The organism is Anaeromyxobacter sp. Red801, from assembly GCF_049201065.2.
Lineage (GTDB): Bacteria > Myxococcota > Myxococcia > Myxococcales > Anaeromyxobacteraceae > Anaeromyxobacter.
In genome coordinates this window covers 2,421,914-2,439,762 of sequence record NZ_CM181236.1, presented here as the reverse complement: position 1 = coordinate 2,439,762, position 17,849 = coordinate 2,421,914, and the positions used below count along the sequence as shown (strand labels likewise).

Here is a 17,849-nt window from a genome sequence, read left to right as displayed (position 1 = left end):
CGTCAGTCCAGGTAGCCCTGCGCCTGCAGGTGGAAGAGGTGGGCGTACCGGCCGTCCCGCGCGATCAGCTCCTGGTGCGTGCCGAGCTCCTCGAGGCGCCCCCCGTGCAGCACCCCGATGCGGTCGGCGATGCGGACGGTCGAGAAGCGGTGGGAGATCACGATGGCGGAGCGGTGCGCGGCGAGCGCCTGGAAGCGCTGGAACAGCTCGTGCTCGGCCTCCGCGTCGATGGACGCGGTCGGCTCGTCGAGGATGAGCACCTCCGCCTCGCGCATGAACGCCCGCGCGATGGCCAGCTTCTGCCACTGCCCGGCGGAGATCTCGTGCCCGCGCTCGAACCAGCCGCCCAGCACGGTGTCGTAGCGCTGCGGGAGCGCGTCGATGACCGGCTCGGCCCCGCCGCGCCGGGCCGCCTCCTCGATGCGGGGGCGGTCGTCCACGTGGAGCGGGTTGCCGAGGCCGATGTTCTCGGCGGCGGTGAACTGGTACCGCACGAAGTCCTGGAACACCGCGCCGATCCGGCCGCGCAGGTCGGCCGGGTCCATGTCGCGCAGGTCCACCCCGCCGTACAGGATGGCGCCCTCGGTGGGCTCGTACAGCCGGAGCAGCAGCTTCACCAGCGTGCTCTTGCCCGCGCCGTTCTCGCCCACCAGGCCCAGCTTCTCGCCGGGCGCGAGCGTGAGCGTCACGTTCCGGAGCGCCCACTCCTGCTTGCCCGGGTAGCGGAAGGACACGTCGCGCAGCTCGAGCGCCCCGGGGCGGCCGCGCGGCGGCGACAGCGCCGGCCGGACCCGCGGCGCCTCGCCGCCGGTCGGGATGCCCAGGAAGGCGAACAGGTTGGACATGAACAGCGCGTCCTCGTACATGCCGCCCATGGCGGAGAGGATGGCCTGCACCGCCCCCTGGCCCTGCCGGAACACCGCGATGTAGAGCGTGAGGTCGCCGAGGGTGATGGCGCCCTGGGCGGCGCGGCCCGCCATGAGCGCGTACATCCCGTAGAAGGCGGCCAGCGAGACCAGCCCGAACGCCACGCCGGCGCGCATGCGGCGGATGGCGATGCGCCGGTCCTCCTCGAAGAACTTGCGGAACAGCGCCCGGTAGCGCCCCAGCACGAGCGGGCCCAGCCCGAACAGCTTCACCTCCTTCACGTGGCTGTCGCGGGTCAGGATCCACTCGAGGTAGTTGAGCTTGCGCCCCTCGGGTGCGCGCCAGGTGTTCACCCGGAACGACTCGGCCGAGAGGCGGGCCTCGGCCACGAACGCCGGGATGGACGCGGCCACGATGACGAGGACGCTCGCCGGGGAGAGGCGGAGGAGCAGGCCGGACAGCGCCGCGAGCGTGACGGCGTTCTGCCCGATCGCGAACGCCTGCATGGCGAGGGAGAGCGGCCGGGCGGAGGCCTCCCGCCGGGCGTTCTGCATCTTGTCGTAGACCTCGGCGTCCTCGAAGTGCCGGAGCTCGAGCTCGACCGCCTTCTCCAGGATGCGCTCGTTGATGACGTTGCCGACGCCGGCGCGCATCAGCTCGCGCAGCATCCCGAGGAGCCGGGCGAGCGCCAGCTGGAGGCCCATCAGCCCGGCCTCCGCGGCGACGAGCCACAGCACGCGCACCCGGTCGGCGGCGAGGCCGCTGCGGGCGGAGGCCACCACGCCGTCCACGATGAGCTTGCCGACCCAGGCGACCGCCGCGGGCAGCAGGGCCGAGACCAGCGTGAGCGCCGCCACCGCCAGGGCGCTGCGGCGGTCGGTGTCCCACACCAGCCGCAGCGTGCCCGGGACCTGCCGGAACACGGTCCGGGCGCCCGCGATCCGGCCGCGGAGCGAGGCGTCGGCGGTGGGGCGGGGAGGGCGGGCGTGGCGCGGGGTCACCGGGGATCGTTCCTTAGCGGACGGCGCCCGCGAAGTCGACGGGCGCGACGCTTCATTTCTCGGCCGCGGTGTCGTAGATCAGCGGCGACATGAGCATCCCCGAGCAGCGGAGCGACGCGACTACGGCGATGGCGGCCGCGGACTGGTCCATCGAGCGCGCGGCGCAGTACTACAACGTGAGCGGCTGGGGCGCCGGCTTCTTCTCCATCAACGAGAAGGGGCACGTCGCCGTCCACCCCATGGGCCAGCCGGGCCCGACCATCGACCTGATGGACGTGGTCGAGGACATCCGCGAGCGCAACATCGGCTTCCCGTGCGTGGTCCGGTTCCAGGACGTGCTGCGCGCGCGGGTGAAGCAGATCAACGAGGCGTTCGGCAAGGCCGTCGCCGAGATGGGCTACGGCGCGAGCTACTTCGGCGTCTACCCGATCAAGGTGAACCAGATGCGCGAGGTCGTCGACGAGATCGTCGACGCCGGCGCGCCGTACCACTACGGCCTCGAGGCGGGCTCGAAGGGCGAGCTGCTGGTGGTGCTCGGGATGAACGCCGACCCCGAGGCGCTCACCATCTGCAACGGCTACAAGGACGAGGAGTACCTGCGGCTGGCGCTGCTCGGGCGCAAGCTGGGCCGCAAGGTGATCGTGGTGATCGAGAAGCTCTCCGAGCTGCCGCAGCTGCTGCGGCTGGGCGAGGAGATGGGCGTGGACCCGATGGTCGGGCTGCGCTCCAAGCTCACCACCCGCGGCACCGGGAAGTGGGAGGGCTCCTCCGGCGACTTCGCCAAGTTCGGCCTCACCGTCCCGGAGCTGATCCAGGCGGTGCGGATCCTGAAGGAGGCCGGCAAGGAGCACTGCGCGAAGCTCCTCCACTTCCACGTCGGCTCGCAGCTCACCGAGATCCGGGTGGTGAAGGACGCGGTCAACGAGGGCGCCCGCGTCTACGCCAAGCTGCGGAAGATGGGGCTGCCCATCGAGTACTTCGACGTGGGCGGCGGCCTGGGCGTGGACTACGTGGGCACCCGCACCAACGACTTCGCCTCGTCGGTGAACTACTCGATGGACGAGTACGTGGGCGACGTCGTCTACAACGTGCAGCGCGTCTGCATGAACGAGGGCGTGCCCGAGCCGCACCTCGTCTCGGAGTCGGGCCGCGCGGTCACCGCGCACCACTCCTGCATCATCATCCCGGTGTTCGGGCACATCGAGATCGGCTCGGCCGAGGAGATCGCCAAGGCCTCCGAGCCCGAGCCGAACGAGGCCAAGGTGGTCCGCGAGATGCGCGAGATCGTCTCCTCGCTCACCCCGCGCAACCGCGCCGAGACCTACCACGACGCCGCCGCCAAGAAGGAGGAGGCGCTCCAGATGTTCAAGCTCGGCATCCTCGGGCTGGAGGAGCGCGCCGTGGTGGAGAGCCTGTTCTGGAAGCTGGTGCGCGGCATCGCCGACATGAACCGCGGCAAGAAGCGGCCGCCGCGCGAGACCAAGGACCTGGGCGACAAGATCGCCGACCAGTACATGGCGAACTTCTCGCTCTTCCAGAGCGCGCCGGATCACTGGGCCTTCGACCAGCTCTTCCCGATCGTGCCGCTGCACCGGATGGGCGAGGCGCCCACCCGCGACACGACCATCGTGGACATCACCTGCGACTCGGACGGGAAGATCGACCGCTTCATCGAGGGGGAGGGGGTGGACGAGACGCTCTCGCTCCACGCGCTCCGCCCCGGCGAGCCGTACTACCTCGGCATGTTCATGACCGGCGCCTACCAGGACATCATGGGCGACATGCACAACCTGTTCGGCCGGGTGAACGAGATCCACGTGTTCGTGGACGACGAGGACCCGGAGGACTTCTACATCGAGGAGGTCATCCCCGGGGACACCATCGAGAAGGTGCTCTCGCGCGTGCAGTACGAGCCCGCCGACCTGTTCCGCCGCGTGAAGGCCGCGCTCGACCAGAAGGTGAAGGAAGGCGCCATCCGCCCGAAGGAGGGCGTGAGCCTGCAGGACTTCTACGAGGCGGTGATGAAGGGCTACACGTACCTGGGCGGCGTGTAGCGCTTGCGCCCGCGCGCCCGCGGCGCAATGGATCGGGCGTGGCGCGGCGCAGGCAGGGCGAGGGCCACGAGACCTTCGTGGAGCGCCTCATCCGCGAGGCGCAGGAGGAGGGCGCGTTCGAGCGCCTCTCCGGCGCCGGCAAGCCGCTGCCGCTCACCGGCGGCGAGCTGCCCGAGGCCTGGTGGATCAAGGAGAAGCTGAAGCGCGAGGGGCTCTCCTCCCTGCCCGACGCGATCGCGATCCGCCACGAGGCCGAGGCGGTGCTGGCCGGGATCGAGCGGCTCGACGACGAGCGGGTGGTCCGCGAGCGCCTCGAGGCGCTGAACGCGCGCATCCGCCGCATCAACCGGACCGCGGTGGCCGGCCCGCCCACCACGCTCGCGCCGCTCGACGTGGAGGCGGCGCTGGAGCGCTGGCGGGCGCGCCGCGCCGCGGCCACCCCGGCGCCGGGCCTCCGCCCACGGTGAACGGACCCACCAGGGCGTCTGCGGACCTCGCGGCGGCGGCGCATCATGGTGACCGACCGTCAACCAAGCCGGCGCGCGGCCGGGGAGAGGAGCCGAGATGAGCGGCGTCTACAAGAAGATCGAGGTGGTCGGGACGTCCCCGGTGAGCTTCGCGGAGGCGACCCGGGCCGCGATCGAGGAGGCGGGCCGGACGGTGCGGCACATGAGCTGGTTCGAGGTGGCCGAGCAGCGCGGCGCCATCAAGGACGGCAAGGTGGCCGAGTTCCAGGTGACGCTGCGCATCGGCTTCAAGCTGGAGTGAGGCGGGACGCGGCGGCGCTCCCGGGCCGCGGGGCCCGGGAGCGCGCGCGGGCTACTTCGCCTTCGCGGCGGCCTTCCCGGGCTTCACCTCGATGCTCGTGGCGGTCATGCGGTACTCGATCGTCACCTTGTCGCCCTTCTTCACCTCGCCGGTGAGCTTGGTGTCGGCGCTCCGGGCGATCTCCCACTTCTCCTTGCCCTTCTGCACGGTGATGCTCTCGTCGCCGACCTCCACCACCGGGCCGGTGACCTGGTACGTCTTCGTGGCGCCGAGCGCCGGCGCGGCGAGGCCGGCGAGCAGGGCGGCGAGTGCGAGGCGCTTCATGGTCCGTCTCCTGGTTCAGGGGAGCTGCGGGCGCCATTGACGGCCTCGCCCCGCCGGCGGGAAAGCGTCACGTGGGGTGCCCTCGGGCGGGTGGCGCCGCTCGTGGCGCGCCCGTTACATCCCCTCCCATGTTCGCGAAGAAGCCCACGCTCCCGGCGGCCGGCGAGGCGCTCCCCGGCCGCGACGCGCCGATGCCCGTCCCCGAGCACCACTTCGTCAACGGCAACCGGATCGTCCCTCCGTTCCCCGCCAGCCTGGAGCTCGCCGACTTCGGCCTCGGCTGCTTCTGGGGCGCCGAGCGCGTGTTCTGGCGCCTGCCCGGCGTGTACGCGACCGCGGTCGGCTACGCGGGCGGCGAGACGCCCAACCCGACGTACCGGGAGGTCTGCACCGGCCGCACCGGGCACGCCGAGGTCGTGCGCGTGGTGTTCGACCCGGCCACGGTCTCGTACGCCGATCTCCTGAAGGTGTTCTGGGAGTCGCACGACCCGACCCAGGGCATGCGGCAGGGGAACGACGTGGGGACGCAGTACCGCTCCGCCGTGTACACGCACGGTGAGGCGCAGCGGCGGCTGGCGGAGGCGTCGCGCGAGGCGTACCGGGCCGCGCTCGCGGCGCGCGGGGGCGGGGCGATCACCACCGAGCTCCGCGACGCGCCGCCGTTCTACTACGCCGAGGAGTATCACCAGCAGTACCTGGCCAAGAACCCGGAGGGCTACTGCGGCATCGGCGGCACCGGGGTGAGCTGCCCCGCGTTCGCCGCGCGCTGAGCCGCGGGCGCGCCGGCCCGGCGGCGTGCGCTTGATCCAGCGCAGGCGGCGCGAAACCTTTGCGCGGCACGGCCGCGTGCCGCGGTGGCGGGGCTGTCGGAGGGCGCCGCACCTCGGGTATGGTGCGCGCCATGCCCGTGGCGCCGCTCGCAGCGTTCCTGGCGTTGGCGCTCGCCGCGACGCCCCAGCCTCCCCCCGAGAGCGCGCGCGTGGCGTCGGTCCCGGAGGCCGCCGGCGGGGTGGTCATCACGGCGCTCCCGCCGCCGCCCTCGACGGTCGTCCGGACGACCAAGACCTACGGCACGGTCACGCTCGATCACGCCGCGCACCTCGCGCGGAAGATCTCCTGCAAGTCCTGCCACGGGAACGGCGCGGTCACCAAGATCGAGTTCACGCCCAGGCTGGCCCACGACACCTGCCGCAGCTGCCACGTGCAGCTCGCGAAGGGGCCGACCGACTGTCGCGGCTGCCACGTGGTGGCGCCGCCGAAGGAGGCGCCGGTGGTGGCCGAGGCGGCGCCGAAGCCCCCGGCCGGCGCGGTGATCCGGGCCGGCGAGGCGCGCCCGCTCATGTCGGCGGCGCCCTCCGCCGGCGGGGTGACCGGCGGCGTGGCGAGGGGCGCCGCGGCGGTGCCGTCGCTGCCCCACGGCGCCGCCGGCGAGGTGGAGCCGGGGCCGGCGCTGGCGCCGTTCGTGCGCACGCTCGAGGCCGGCCTCTCCGTCCTCGGCGGCTCGGGCCAGGACCTCGTCGCCGGCCCCTCGGTCCGCCTCACCTCGCACTACGACCGCGCGCTCCTCACGCACAGCCTGGACTGGGTGGGCGGGCGCGACCAGGGCCGGGTGCTCTTCATGGTGGGCGGCGGGGCCGAGCTCCCGGTGCACGAGCGCGTCGCGCTCCAGCTCGTCGGCATCGGCGGCGTGGACGCCGCCGGGAGCACGGTCGTGCTCATGCCCGCGCTGGGCGCGCGGGTCGGCCTGGCCTGGCGGCGCGCCGTCCCCTGGCTCGACACGCTCACCTTCTCGTTCGCGGGCGTCTCCGACCTGGTGCGCCGCCGCGACGACCTCGGCGAGCGGGAGGGCGGGGTGATGTTCGCCTTCAGCGTGACCTCCGGCTACCGGCTGGAGCAGTTCGCGCGGTAGAAACTCCCGGACGCGCCGGATCGGGACCGCGCGCCTCCGTCGATCGGGCGCGGTCGGACACGCTCACGGCGGCTCGGCCCGGAAGCGCTCCGCCAGGAACTCCACGAACAGGCGCGTGCGCGCCGGGGGCGTCCGCGAGGCGGGCCACAGCGCGTGCACCGGGACCGGCGGGGGCTCGAAGTCGGTCAGGACCAGCTCCAGCGCGCCACGATCCAGGTGCGCCCGGACCTGCCACAGCGTGGCGGCGCCGATCCCCAGCCCCCGCGCCGCACCTTCGATGGCCGCCGTGAGCGAGGTGGTGCGGAGCCGTCCGCCGACCTGCACGCGCTCGTCCTTTCCCTCGACGCGGAACGGCCACGAGGCGCCGCGCCGGTAGCCGGTCCACACCAGGCAGGCGTGGCGTGCCAGGTCGTCGGGCCGCTCCGGACGCCCGGCGCGGGCGAGGTAGCCCGGGGCGGCGAAGTAGACCTGGCGCAGCGCCGCGATGCGCCGCGCGCGCAGGGTGGAGTCGGAGAGGCTGCCGATCCGGATCGCCACGTCCAGCCCGGCCGCGATGAGGTCCACGAAGCGGTCGTTGATCTGGAGGTCGGCCTCCAGCCGAGGGTGGCGCTCGAGGAACGCCGCCAGCGCCGGCACGACCTGGCCCGGGCCGAACAGCGACGACGCGCCCACCCGCAGGACGCCGGTGGCCTCGGTGTGCCCCTCCGCCGCCTCGCGCCGCGCGTCGTCCAGGTCGGACAGCGCTGCCCGGACGCGCCGGTAGTAGGCGAGCCCCGGCGCGGAGGGGCTGGAGCGGCGCGTCGTCCGGCGCACCAGCTCCACGCCCAGGTCGCGCTCCAGCGCCGCCAGCGACCGGCTCACCGCCTGCAGCGAGCGCCCCATCGCGCGAGCCGCCGCGGTGAGGCTCCCGTGCTCCACCACCGCCACGAACGCCTCGAGGTCCGCCAGCCGTCCGACCGATTCTCCCATGCGGCGAGAGAGTCTATCCCGCGCCGCCCGGGTTCGCCGCGGGGCGCCGCCGCCTAGGTCTCCGGCTCGACCTCCGGAGACTCCGCATGCCGCGCTCGACCGCCGCCCGCACCGCCCCAGCCATCGCCTCGCCGCCGCCGGCCAGCGCCGCGCCAGGACCCACTCGCAGCCTGGTGGCCGCCATGGCCATCGCGGTCGGGGTCCCGGCCGGCAGCCTGTACCTCGCGCAGCCGCTGGTCGGGAGCATCGGGCCGGCGCTCGGGATGTCGCCGGGCTGGGCGGGGGCGGCGGTCACCGCCACGTTCCTGGGCTACGCGCTCGGGCTGGTGCTGCTCGTCCCGCTCGGCGACGTGCTGGAGAACCGCAGCCTGGCGCTGCGGCTGCTCGGGGCGAACGCCGTCGCGGCCGCGGCCGCCGCGGCGGCGCCCGGGCCGGCGGCGTTCCTCGCGGCCGCGCTGCTGCTCGGCGCGAGCTGCAGCGTCATCCAGGTGCTGGTGGCGCTCGCCGCGCACCTCGCGCCCCCGGAGCGGCGGGGGCGGGTGGTCGGCGACGTGATGAGCGGGCTCATGCTGGGGATCCTCCTGGCGCGCCCCATCTCCAGCGTGGTGGCCGGCGCGTGGGGCTGGCGCACCGTGTACGCGGCGTGGGCGGCGCTGGCGCTCGGCGCTGGCCTGCCGCTGTGGCGACGGCTGCCGCGCTGGCGCGGCCCGGCCGGCCCGGGCTACGTCGCGCTGCTCCGCTCGCTCGCGGCGCTGGCTGCCGGCGAGCCGGTGCTGCGCCGGCGCGCGCTCGGCTCGGCCCTCTCCATGGCGGCGTTCGGCGCGTTCTGGGCGACGGTCCCGCTCCTCCTCGCCGCGCCGCCGTTCGGGCTCGGTCCGCGCGGCATCGCGCTGTTCGCGCTCGCCGGGGTCAGCGGCGCCGCCGTCGCGCCGCTGGCCGGGCGCGCCGGCGACCGCGGGTGGAACCGTCCCGCCAGCGCGCTCGCGCTGGCGGCGGTGGCCGGGGCCATGGCGCTCGCCGGCGCGGCGCGCGCCGGCTGGCTCGCGCTCGGGCCGGGCGCGGCGCTGGCGCTCCTGGTCGTCGCGGCGGGCGTGCTCGACGCCGGCGTCATCGCGGATCAGGCGCTCGCGCGGCAGGCGCTGAACGGCGTCCGTCCCGAGGCGCGCGGGCGGCTGAACGGCCTGTACACCGGGACGTTCTTCCTGGGCGCCGCCGCCGGCTCGGCGCTGGCCGTGCCCGCCTACGCGCGGGGAGGGTGGGCGACGGTGGCGGCGCTGGCCGCCGGGTGCGGCGTCGCGGCGCTCGCGGTGGTGGCGCGGCGCCCCACACGCTGAACGCCACGGGGACGGATGGCGGCAGAGCAAGGGAATCGAACCCTCCGACAGCGCCTCTCAGCACCATCCACCGGTTTTGAAGACCGGGCCCGGCACCAGCCTAGGACGCTCTGCCGGGATCGGGTGTACGTGCGCGCGGGGGCCGGGTCAAGCGCGGCGTTGGGCGCGCGGCCGGCCGGGGCGGGTCGGCGCGACGCCCGCCGCTCGCGGTGGATGACCGGAGCCACTCCGCCCGCGAACGGCGCGCCCGCCCGGCGGGCCGGGAGCGTCAGTTCGCCGAGACCTGGACGCTCCGGTCGACTCCGTCGCCGAGGTCGATCCTCACCATCCAGGTCCCGCTCGCGACCTTCAGGTTGAAGACGTACTGCTCGCCGTCGAAGCGGAAGAGGTTGCCGACGGTCGCCCCGTACGTGAAGGGAGCCTCCTCCTCGACGGTCCCGAGCACGGCGTCCGTCATCTGCGACAGGAACAGCCGAGCCTGGAGATCCGTGATCCCGGCGCTCGCGCCCGCGAGCTGGAACTTCACCGGGACGGTCCGGCCCGCCTTGAACACCGAGGAACCCTCGGGTCGCACCGGCGGAAGCACTCCGCTCCACTGGAAGGTCACCGCCACGTCGAACGACGCGAACCCTGCGTTCCCGGCCGGGTCGACGGCGGAGCACGTCACGCGCGTGGTTCCGGGTGGGAAGATCGCGCCGGACGGCGGGGAGCACGTCGGCAGCAACGTCCCCGCGTAGTCGTCGTGGGCGGTCGCAGCGAACGAGACCGTGGCGCCGCCTGCGGAGCTGGCGGTCGCCGCGATCGACGGCGGCACGGTGACGATCGGCGGCATCGAGCCGGTGAAGATCAGGCGGCCCCTGACCTCGTCCACCGTCGGATCCGCCGCGGATGGCGCCGCGTACAGCAGCAGGGCGGTCCCGTTCTCCACGGACGCGAGCGCGGGCTCGACGCTCACCGACGAGAAGAGCGCCTGCGCGGCGACCGCGGGGGAGAAGTCGACCGGGAGCAGGGTCCCGAGGACGTCCGCGGGCTGATACGCGCGCCGCGTCCACCAGATGGTGAGGTACTGCCGACCGTCGAAAGCCCCGACGACCGGGTACCCGCCCGTCGACTCGGCACGGGGCTCGGCCTGGAGCAGCGCGGTGTTGTCGGCCGTGAACTGGACCGGCTGGTCGCCGAGCCAGCCGGCCCGCAACGTGAACTGCGTCAGCGAGGCCACGTCGTCGTGGAACTCGTAGTCATACGAGTTGAAGAGGACGAGCGACGACGGCCCGCCCGACGCGACCTCGATCGGCCACCAGGGGCTCGGCTGATCCCAGTTGATGAAGCGATTGGCTGTGGAATAGGCGAGCACCGTGGTCGGCCAGCGCCTCGGGGGCATTTCGTCCCACCACTGGAGCGCGACGAAGTAGTCCCCGTCGTACAGGCCGGCCCACTCGAGCGGGTAGCCCCAGTCGCACTCCTGGGCGAGCATGGTCGGCGGGGCCAGCACCCCGGCGCTCGAGATCGCGGCGCCCCAGAGCGTGTAGCAGCCGGGCGCGTCGAAGAGGGAGATGTAGCTCACGTAGTAGTTCGCACCGTCCGTGTCCGACTGCGCGCCGATCACCTGCCAGCTCCGGTTGCGCGCGGGCTCGGGATAGAGCGCGATCTGGATGGGCGACGGGTCGAGCAGCTGCATGTCGTGGGAGAGGCGCGCGCCGAAGATGGCGGCGCGGACGTTTCCGAAGGAATCCGTGGATCCGTCCCGCGCCCGCCAGACCACCAGGCAGTTGTCGCTGGCGCAGGAGATCGAGGGGGAATGCCCGTTCTCGCCGACGCGAACCGGGGCGCCCCCGAGCGACTCGCCGTACCTGCCGAGCGCCAGCGCGTAGATCCTGCGGTCGGCGCCGCTCCACGCGACGGCGTAGCCGGCCGGCGTCGGCGCCACCGCGACCCGGCCGCGGTAGCCGTTCGTCGCGTAGCCCGGTGTGAGCGCGTCGCTGTAGGGCGACAGCGCGCTGCCCGCGACCACGAACTCCGGCCCGACGTCGAGCGCGAATGCGCCGGCGGAAGCGAGCAGCACGGCGGCCGCCGCCATCCCCTTCGCGAGACCGAGCATGGGATCCCCCGTTCCAGACTGTCAGTGGAACGCGAGGACACCTATCACCGGCAATCGTGCTCAATCGCGGACATGATGCCGTCACCCCACGAGGGATCGCATCGCGACCGGGAGTGCGCCTCCTTCGGCGGAGCCGGCTTGATGCACGTCACCGCGTTGCGTCCCCGAACGTCGGGACGCGGCCCGGCAGGGCGGCCGCTGCCGACGCGTTGCGGTACGCGAGTGGCGTCGTCAGCGCGACGCCTTCGACGCCTTGGACGGGCGGTCGCCGGCCACCGGCGCGCCGTGCTCGTCGCCCCAGGGCGAGATGCGGGCGGGCGCGGCGCGCTCGTGCGGCATCGCCGCGCGCGGCGAGCGGAAGTACTGCATGGGCGAGTAGAAGACGAAGTTGGACACGCGGCTGGTGTAGAGGCAGGCGTAGTCCTCGATCTGCTCGCCGAAGCGCGAGTTCTCGTTCCCCTCCTTGAACGTGAGCCCCCAGTAGCGGTTGAAGCCGCCCTCCACGCCCTGCTGCAGCTCCTCGATGCGCGCGTTCGCGTCGCGCTGGGCGCGCCGGAGCGCCTCCATCTCCGCCTTGTCCCGGCGGCGCTCCTGCTCCAGCCGCTCGCGCTCCTCGGGGGAGGGCTCGTCGCGCTCGATGCGCCGGTCGAGCACGTTCAGCGCGGCGCGGTGCACCGAGAGCTCGTCCTCCACGCGCACGCGCAGGTCCTCGAGCCGCGACAGCTCCGCGAGCGAGGTCTGGTTCCGCTCCAGCCAGGCCAGCTCGTCCTCCAGCTCCTGCACGATCATGCAGGTGCGCCAGAGCGAGCTCTTCTTCGACCGCAGGATGTCGCCGTAGATGTGGTCGCCGACGTACAGGATCCGGTCCCCGCCGATCCCGAGCAGCCGCTCCAGCGTGGGCAGGTCGCCGCCCTGGTAGAAGCGCCCGCGCTCGAGCGAGGCGGGCTCGGCCCCCAGCTCGCCGCCCGGCCCGACCTCGTACAGCGGCCGCCGCTCCGCGAAGAACGCCGGCTTGGCGGCGCCGGTGATCACCGCGTCGAAGTAGTTCCGCCAGCTCGGGTACTCGGGCAGCACGCCGTCGAGCACGTAGGACATCACCGCGTCGGTGTAGTCCCACAGCGAGTTGGTGAGCACGAACAGCTTCTTGCCGCCCGAGCGCAGCTTGTGGAGCGCGGGCCCGAGCTCGGCGTCCTTCACGAGGTAGCGCGGCAGCTCCTTCTTCACCTCGGCCTTGAGCGTGCCGTCGCGGTGCACCGTGTCGATGGCCTCGCGGATGTCGTCGTAGAGCCGGGCGTAGTCCACCGTCTGCCCGAGCCCCTCGAGCAGCTCGATCACCAGCGCGAACAGGCAGGCCTCGGGCAGCGCGAACAGCGTGTCGATCCAGGCGAAGCGCGGCAGCGAGAGGTGGATCTTCTCCTCGCGGTACAGGCGCTTCAGCTCGTCGAACGGCAGCTCCCGGCGGCCGTGGTAGCAGCGGCCCACGTGGTTGTGCCGGTCCATCTTGAAGATGTTGCCGTGGAGCTTGTCCACGACCAGCCCGCGGATCACGAACTCGGGATCGTAGTGCAGCGCCCCGAGGGCGGGCGGGTACCCCATCACCGCGATCATCCGCGCCAGCGTCATCTGGAACGCGAGGGTCTCGAGCTGGCGCAGGTGGTAGATCGCCAGCGTGTAGTCCATGTCGAAGCCGACCGCCTCGATGCGGTCCATCCGCAGGTTGCGGTTGACGAAGACCTGCCGCGCGCGGGGGACCTCGCGGTGCGAGCCGTGCTGCTCGGCCAGCAGGGCGCGGACGTCGGGGCTCTCGTAGGCACGACCCAGCGGGCCGGCGGCGGGTGCGTCGGTGCGAGGAAGATCCATCCCGCGCCGAGATAACACGCCGGGGAGGGGGCCTCAACGCGTGGTCGGGGCCGCGCGGCCCGGCGCGGGCCATGCCGGCGGGGGCCGGATCCTTGACCGGACGGGGCGGCGTGGCAGGCTCGGCCTGCCGTGGCCGCCCGCAAGCGCCAGACCTCGCCGGACCTGCTCGCGCGCCTCGCGGCGCTGGAGGAGCGCGTCGCCCGCCTGGAGGCCGGCAGGGCTCCGCCGGGGGACGGCCGCGCCGCGGCCGTCGAGCGGTCACCCAAGGTGAAGAGGTGCCCCGGCTGCGGCCTGCCGCTCCGGCGCAGCAAGGGTCGCTGCGCCGCCTGCGGCCGGCCGCTCGATCCGATCTAGCCGGGCCCGCCTCGCGCCGGCCCGGCCTCCCCCTTCGCGCCGCTAGTCCTCCGCGACGATGCGCGTCGCCGGGATGCCGAGCGCCCGCGCGATCGCGACGACCGTGGTGTACGGCGGGTTGCGCCCGCCGCGCTCGATGAGGCTCACGTACGCGACGGAGAGATCGAGCGCCTCCGCGAGCGCCTCCTGCGTCATGCCGCGTCCCCGGCGGTGCTCGCGAACCCGCTCGCCGAGCCGGCGCAGCTCCTCGCGGCGGGGATCCCGCTGCGTCTTCGTCTTGGTCGCCATCGCTTCTGGGATCCTCACGCTTGAACCCGGGTCGTTGGGTTGACGGCCAGTCGCCCGAACGGAACGTGGCAGTGGCCGGATTTTGTAGAACCGAACGGTTTCTCGGGTCCACCGACCTACTGTCGATCGCCCAAGGCAAGTGAACGTCCCCGGACCACGCGACTATTCCGGTGGAGGGCCGTGGCGCGCCGCGGCGGACGGGCGGCGGAGCGGCGGGCCGTCCGCCTGATGGACGGGGCGTCCGGCCGCGGCTATGTTCCGCGCCGGATGGCCAGCCAACCCGAGTCGCCCGCCCTGCTCGACCTCGCGCAGGTCCGCGCGCACACCCTGTCGAACGGACTGCGGGTCCGTGTACTCCCCGAGCGGAGCACCCCCACGGTCAGCTACTACACGTTCTTCCAGGTCGGCTCCCGGAACGAGCGGCTGGGGCTGACCGGCATCAGCCACCTGTTCGAGCACATGATGTTCAACGGCGCGGCGCGCTACGGCCCGAAGGAGTTCGACCGGGTCCTGGAGGCGCGCGGCGGCCACTCGAACGCCTACACCTCCAACGACGTCACCGCCTACTACGAGGACTTCGCCGCCGAGGCGCTCGAGACGGTGGTGGACCTCGAGTCGGACCGGATGCGCTCGCTGCGCCTGACCGAGGACTCGCTGGAGCAGGAGCGCGAGGTGGTGAAGGAGGAGCGCCGCCTCCGCACCGAGAACTCGATCTTCGGCCTGATGGAGGAGCAGCTCGAGTCGCTGGTGTTCCTCGCGCACCCGTACCGCTGGCCGGTGATCGGCTGGATGGAGGACATCCAGCGCATCGCCCGCGAGGACTGCGAGGCGTTCTTCCGGACCTACTACGCGCCCAGCAACGCCGCGGTGTACGTGGTCGGCGACGTGGACCCGGACGCCACGCTGCGGCTGGTGGAGCGCTACTACGCCGACATCCCGGCCGGCCCGCGGCCCGCGCCGGTGCCGCAGGGCGAGCCGCCCCAGCGCGGCGAGCGGCGCGCCACCGTCCGCTACCCGGCGCAGGCGCCGGCGCTGCTGGCGGGGTGGCGCGGCCCGGCGGCACGCAGCCCGGACTCCGCCGCCCTGGACGTGCTGCAGGTGTGCCTCGCGGTGGGCGAGTCGTCGCGCCTGCGCCGGCGGCTGGTGCAGGAGCTGGAGCTGGCGGTGTCGGTCTCGATCAGCTGGGGCTGGCGCATCGACCCGGGCGTCTTCCTGGCCTTCGCCGAGCTCGCGCCGGGGGTGCCGGTGGAGAAGGCGGAGAAGGAGCTGTGGGCCGAGCTCGCCAGGGTGGCCGCGCGCGGCGTGACCGCCGCCGAGGTGCGGCGCGCCAAGGCGCTGCTGCGCAGCTCGGTGCTCCACGAGCTGGCCACCCACCACGGGGTGGCGCACGCGCTCGGGCAGGCGGAGGCGCTCCTGGGCGACTGGCGGGAGGCCGGGCGGGCGCTCGAGCACTACGCCGCGGTGGGGGTGCGCGACGTGCGGCGGGTGGCGGCCGAGTACCTCGACCCGACCCGCCGCTCGGTGGTGGTGCTCGACCCGGAGGTGCGCCGGTGAGCCCCTCCATCGCGCTGCCGCCCATCCGCCGCGAGACGCTGCCCGGCGGCCTGCGGGTGATCGTCGCCGAGCGCAAGGGCATCCCGCTCGCCGCGGTGCGCCTCGTCCTGCGCGGCGGCGCCTCGCTCGATCCGTCCGGGCGCTCCGGCCTCTCGCACCTCGTCGCGCTGGCGGCCCGGCGCGGCACCCGCCGGCACACGGGCGAGGAGATCGACCTCGCCATCGAGTCGATCGGCGCCGAGCTCGGCACCGGCGTGGACGAGGACGCGTCCTACTTCGGCCTGTCGGCGCCGGTGGAGGTCCTGCCGCGCTGCCTCGACGTGCTCGCCGAGATGGCGGGGAACCCGACGTTCCCCGCCCGCGAGGTGGACCGGCTGCGCCGCCGCGAGGTGGCCGCGCTCGCCCACGATCTCGACGAGCCGGGCGTGGTCGCCGACCGGGCCATGCTCGCGGCCGGCTACGGCGCGCACCCGTACGCGCGTTCGCCGGAGGGCACGGTGCGCTCGCTCGGCGCGGTCCGGCGGGCCGACGTGGCCGGCTTCCACCAGCGCTACTACCGGCCCTCCGCCGCGTTCCTGGTGGTGGTGGGCGCGGTCCGCGCCGACGAGGTGCTCGCGCTGGTGCGGCGCCGCTTCGCCGGGTGGCGCACCGCGGAGCGCCCGCTGCCGCCGCTCCCCCCGACCACGGCGCCGCGCACCGCGGTGCTGGTGGTGGACAAGCCGGACGTGACGCAGAGCCAGGTCCGGATCGCGTCCGAGGGGTTCGCGCGCCGCAGCCCGGACTACTACCCGGGCATGGTGGCGAGCGCGGTGCTCGGCGGCGGGTTCACCTCGCGGCTGATGGAGGCGATCCGCGTGAACCGCGGCCTCTCCTACGGCGTGCGGAGCCGCTTCGCCACCAGCGCCGTGGGCGGCCTGTTCTTCGTGTCCACCTTCACCAAGGTCGAGACCACCGCCGAGATCGTGCAGGTCACCCTCGACGAGACGGCGCGCTTCTGCGCCGAGGGCCCGTCGGCGGAGGAGCTGGAGCGGACCCAGAGCTACCTCTGCGGCCTGTACCCGCTCTCGCTCGAGACGCACGACCAGCTCGCCGAGAAGCTCGCCGACCTGGAGCTGTACGGGCTCGACGACAGCGAGGTGGCCGAGTTCCGCGAGCGGGTGCGGGCGGTGACGCCCGAGCAGTGCCGCGAGGTCGGGCGGCGCTACTTCCCGCTCGACCGCCGGGTGGTGGTGGCGGTCGGCCCGGCGCGGGCCATCGCGCGCTCGCTGGAGCGGTTCGGGCCGGTGAAGGTGATCCCCGCCAGGAAGATGGTGTGACCGCGGCGCCCGCCGTCCCGGTGGCGGTGCTCCACGAGGACGCGGACCTCCTCGCGGTGGACAAGCCGGCGGGGCGGCTGGTCATCCCGGGGCGCGCCGGCGGCGAGCCGAGCCTGCGCGAGGAGCTGGAGGCGCGCTTCGGCCGGCTCTGGGTGGTGCACCGGCTCGACCGGAACACGAGCGGCGTGCTGGTGCTCGCGCGCACCGCCGCGGCGCACCGCGCGCTCAACCTGGCGTTCGACCGGGGCGAGCCGCGCAAGCGCTACCTGGCGCTGGTGCGTGGCGCCCCGCCCGCCGAGCAGCGCATCGAGGTGGCCATCGCGCCGGGGCGCAAGGGGCGCATGCGCCCGGCCGCGCCGGACGATCCGCGCGGGAAGCCCTCCGCGACGGTGGTGCGCCGGCTCGAGGCGTACCCGGCGCACCCGCTCGGCGGCGGGCCGCTCGCGCTCGTCGAGGCGCTCCCGGAGACCGGGCGCACCCACCAGATCCGCGTGCACCTCGCCGCGGCGGGCACGCCGCTCGCCGTGGACCCCGCCTACGGCGACGCGGCCCCGCTGCTCGGCCCGGGCGGCGAGCCGGTGCTCGCGCGCACGCCGCTCCACGCGGCGCGGCTGGCGCTGCGCCACCCCTCGGACGGGCGGGAGCTGGTGCTGGAGGCGCCGCTGCCCGCCGACCTGGCCGGGGTGCTGGCGCTGCTGCGGGGGACGCCGGGCGGCGGCTAGCCGCGGGCGTGGACCAGGATCTTCACGTCGGAGCGGAAGGTGATCTCGATCTTGCCGCCGTCGCGGACGGCGGAGACGAAGCCGCGCCCGAACAGCGGGTGATCGACCACCTCGTCCACGCGGAAGGTGGTCTTGGGCGAGTAGGGGCGGGCGCTCGACGCGTCCCTCGCGCCGAGCAGGTCCTCGAACGGCACCGCCGCCGCCTTCTCGCGCGGGGCGCGCGCGGGCCGGGCCCCGGCCGCGCCGGAGGCGGCGCGCGGCGCCGACGCGCCGGCCGGGCCCTTGTACCGGTGTACGCCGTGGCAGGTGTTGCACTCCACCTTCACCGGCTTGCCGGCGACCACCGCGTGAACCGTGTGCGCCAGCATGAGCTGGCACTTCGTGCAGAACGAATCGACCTCGCCGCCGACCTTGACCATGGGGGCGCGGAG

General features: G+C 74.0%; 17 protein-coding genes and 1 tRNA gene. 10 read left to right on the top strand and 8 right to left on the bottom strand.

Going from position 1 to position 17,849, the window contains the following annotated elements; translation table 11 throughout:
- Nucleotides 1-2: 2 nt before the first annotated feature.
- The gene (locus ACOQFB_RS11245) at nt 3-1,868 is read right to left on the bottom strand and encodes an ABC transporter ATP-binding protein (protein WP_421610305.1); all 1,866 of its coding nucleotides are present in this window, start codon (nt 1,866-1,868) and stop codon (nt 3-5) included.
- 89 nt (nt 1,869-1,957) lie between these two features.
- Between ACOQFB_RS11245 and speA the strand changes: the two genes are divergently transcribed.
- The 3 genes from speA (at nt 1,958) to ACOQFB_RS11230 (ending at nt 4,690) form a co-directional block, all read left to right on the top strand.
- Nucleotides 1,958-3,922, top strand: coding sequence for a biosynthetic arginine decarboxylase (speA, locus tag ACOQFB_RS11240; RefSeq protein ID WP_059438649.1), 1,965 nt, complete (start codon nt 1,958-1,960; stop codon nt 3,920-3,922).
- Nucleotides 3,923-3,960: 38 nt separating this feature from the next.
- A complete protein-coding gene (locus tag ACOQFB_RS11235; protein ID WP_421610304.1) occupies nt 3,961-4,389 on the top strand; it encodes a DnaJ family domain-containing protein in 429 nt (142 codons plus the stop codon).
- Between the two features lie 97 nt (nt 4,390-4,486).
- Entirely contained in the window at nt 4,487-4,690 is a 204-nt protein-coding gene (locus ACOQFB_RS11230; RefSeq protein ID WP_059438651.1) for a dodecin, read from the top strand.
- A 51-nt stretch (nt 4,691-4,741) separates the two neighbouring features.
- Here ACOQFB_RS11230 and ACOQFB_RS11225 read toward each other — a convergent pair whose 3' ends face one another.
- A complete protein-coding gene (locus ACOQFB_RS11225) occupies nt 4,742-5,014 on the bottom strand; it encodes a hypothetical protein (protein WP_421610303.1) in 273 nt (90 codons plus the stop codon).
- 128 nt (nt 5,015-5,142) lie between these two features.
- On the opposite strand from ACOQFB_RS11225, the gene msrA reads away from it, so the two are divergent.
- Nucleotides 5,143-5,784 carry a peptide-methionine (S)-S-oxide reductase MsrA gene (gene msrA / locus ACOQFB_RS11220; RefSeq protein ID WP_421610302.1) on the top strand — a complete coding sequence of 214 codons (642 nt, stop codon included), beginning with the start codon at nt 5,143-5,145 and terminating at the stop codon, nt 5,782-5,784.
- Between the two features lie 131 nt (nt 5,785-5,915).
- Nucleotides 5,916-6,923 (top strand): cytochrome c3 family protein, encoded by a 1,008-nt coding sequence (locus tag ACOQFB_RS11215; protein ID WP_421610301.1) that lies wholly within the window; start codon nt 5,916-5,918, stop codon nt 6,921-6,923.
- 63 nt (nt 6,924-6,986) lie between these two features.
- Here ACOQFB_RS11215 and ACOQFB_RS11210 read toward each other — a convergent pair whose 3' ends face one another.
- On the bottom strand, nt 6,987-7,892 hold the full coding sequence (locus ACOQFB_RS11210; RefSeq protein WP_421610300.1) for a LysR family transcriptional regulator: 906 nt from the start codon (nt 7,890-7,892) through the stop codon (nt 6,987-6,989).
- A gap of 86 nt (nt 7,893-7,978) precedes the next feature.
- Between ACOQFB_RS11210 and ACOQFB_RS11205 the strand changes: the two genes are divergently transcribed.
- Nucleotides 7,979-9,226 carry an MFS transporter gene (locus ACOQFB_RS11205; RefSeq protein ID WP_421610299.1) on the top strand — a complete coding sequence of 416 codons (1,248 nt, stop codon included), beginning with the start codon at nt 7,979-7,981 and terminating at the stop codon, nt 9,224-9,226.
- A gap of 16 nt (nt 9,227-9,242) precedes the next feature.
- Here the strand turns inward: ACOQFB_RS11205 and ACOQFB_RS11200 are convergent.
- The 3 genes from ACOQFB_RS11200 to ACOQFB_RS11190 form a co-directional block, all read right to left on the bottom strand.
- Nucleotides 9,243-9,341 (bottom strand) — tRNA-Sec (locus ACOQFB_RS11200).
- Between the two features lie 153 nt (nt 9,342-9,494).
- Nucleotides 9,495-11,324, bottom strand: a complete 1,830-nt coding sequence (locus tag ACOQFB_RS11195) for a PxKF domain-containing protein (RefSeq protein WP_421610298.1) — start codon at nt 11,322-11,324, stop codon at nt 9,495-9,497.
- Between the two features lie 231 nt (nt 11,325-11,555).
- Nucleotides 11,556-13,184, bottom strand: a complete 1,629-nt coding sequence (locus ACOQFB_RS11190; protein ID WP_421610297.1) for an HAD-IG family 5'-nucleotidase — start codon at nt 13,182-13,184, stop codon at nt 11,556-11,558.
- A gap of 129 nt (nt 13,185-13,313) precedes the next feature.
- On the opposite strand from ACOQFB_RS11190, the gene ACOQFB_RS11185 reads away from it, so the two are divergent.
- Nucleotides 13,314-13,538: a hypothetical protein gene (locus ACOQFB_RS11185; protein WP_059437173.1), complete on the top strand. Its 225-nt coding sequence runs from the start codon at nt 13,314-13,316 to the stop codon at nt 13,536-13,538.
- A 42-nt stretch (nt 13,539-13,580) separates the two neighbouring features.
- On the opposite strand, the gene ACOQFB_RS11180 is transcribed toward ACOQFB_RS11185, so the two are convergent.
- The gene (locus tag ACOQFB_RS11180; protein ID WP_012526021.1) at nt 13,581-13,826 is read right to left on the bottom strand and encodes a helix-turn-helix domain-containing protein; all 246 of its coding nucleotides are present in this window, start codon (nt 13,824-13,826) and stop codon (nt 13,581-13,583) included.
- Between the two features lie 228 nt (nt 13,827-14,054).
- On the opposite strand from ACOQFB_RS11180, the gene ACOQFB_RS11175 reads away from it, so the two are divergent.
- Genes ACOQFB_RS11175 through ACOQFB_RS11165 form a run of 3 tightly spaced genes read left to right on the top strand, consistent with a single transcriptional unit; the run spans nt 14,055 to nt 17,418 of the window.
- Nucleotides 14,055-15,380 carry a M16 family metallopeptidase gene (locus tag ACOQFB_RS11175; protein WP_421610317.1) on the top strand — a complete coding sequence of 442 codons (1,326 nt, stop codon included), beginning with the start codon at nt 14,055-14,057 and terminating at the stop codon, nt 15,378-15,380.
- Nucleotides 15,377-16,696, top strand: coding sequence for a M16 family metallopeptidase (locus tag ACOQFB_RS11170; protein ID WP_421610296.1), 1,320 nt, complete (start codon nt 15,377-15,379; stop codon nt 16,694-16,696). Before ACOQFB_RS11175 ends, ACOQFB_RS11170 begins: the two co-directional genes overlap by 4 nt.
- A complete protein-coding gene (locus tag ACOQFB_RS11165; RefSeq protein WP_421610295.1) occupies nt 16,693-17,418 on the top strand; it encodes an RluA family pseudouridine synthase in 726 nt (241 codons plus the stop codon). Before ACOQFB_RS11170 ends, ACOQFB_RS11165 begins: the two co-directional genes overlap by 4 nt.
- Here the strand turns inward: ACOQFB_RS11165 and ACOQFB_RS11160 are convergent.
- Complete coding sequence (locus ACOQFB_RS11160) at nt 17,415-17,837, bottom strand: hypothetical protein (RefSeq protein ID WP_421610294.1); 423 nt, start codon at nt 17,835-17,837, stop codon at nt 17,415-17,417. The two genes, ACOQFB_RS11165 and ACOQFB_RS11160, sit on opposite strands and share 4 nt — an antisense overlap.
- Nucleotides 17,838-17,849 lie beyond the last annotated feature (12 nt).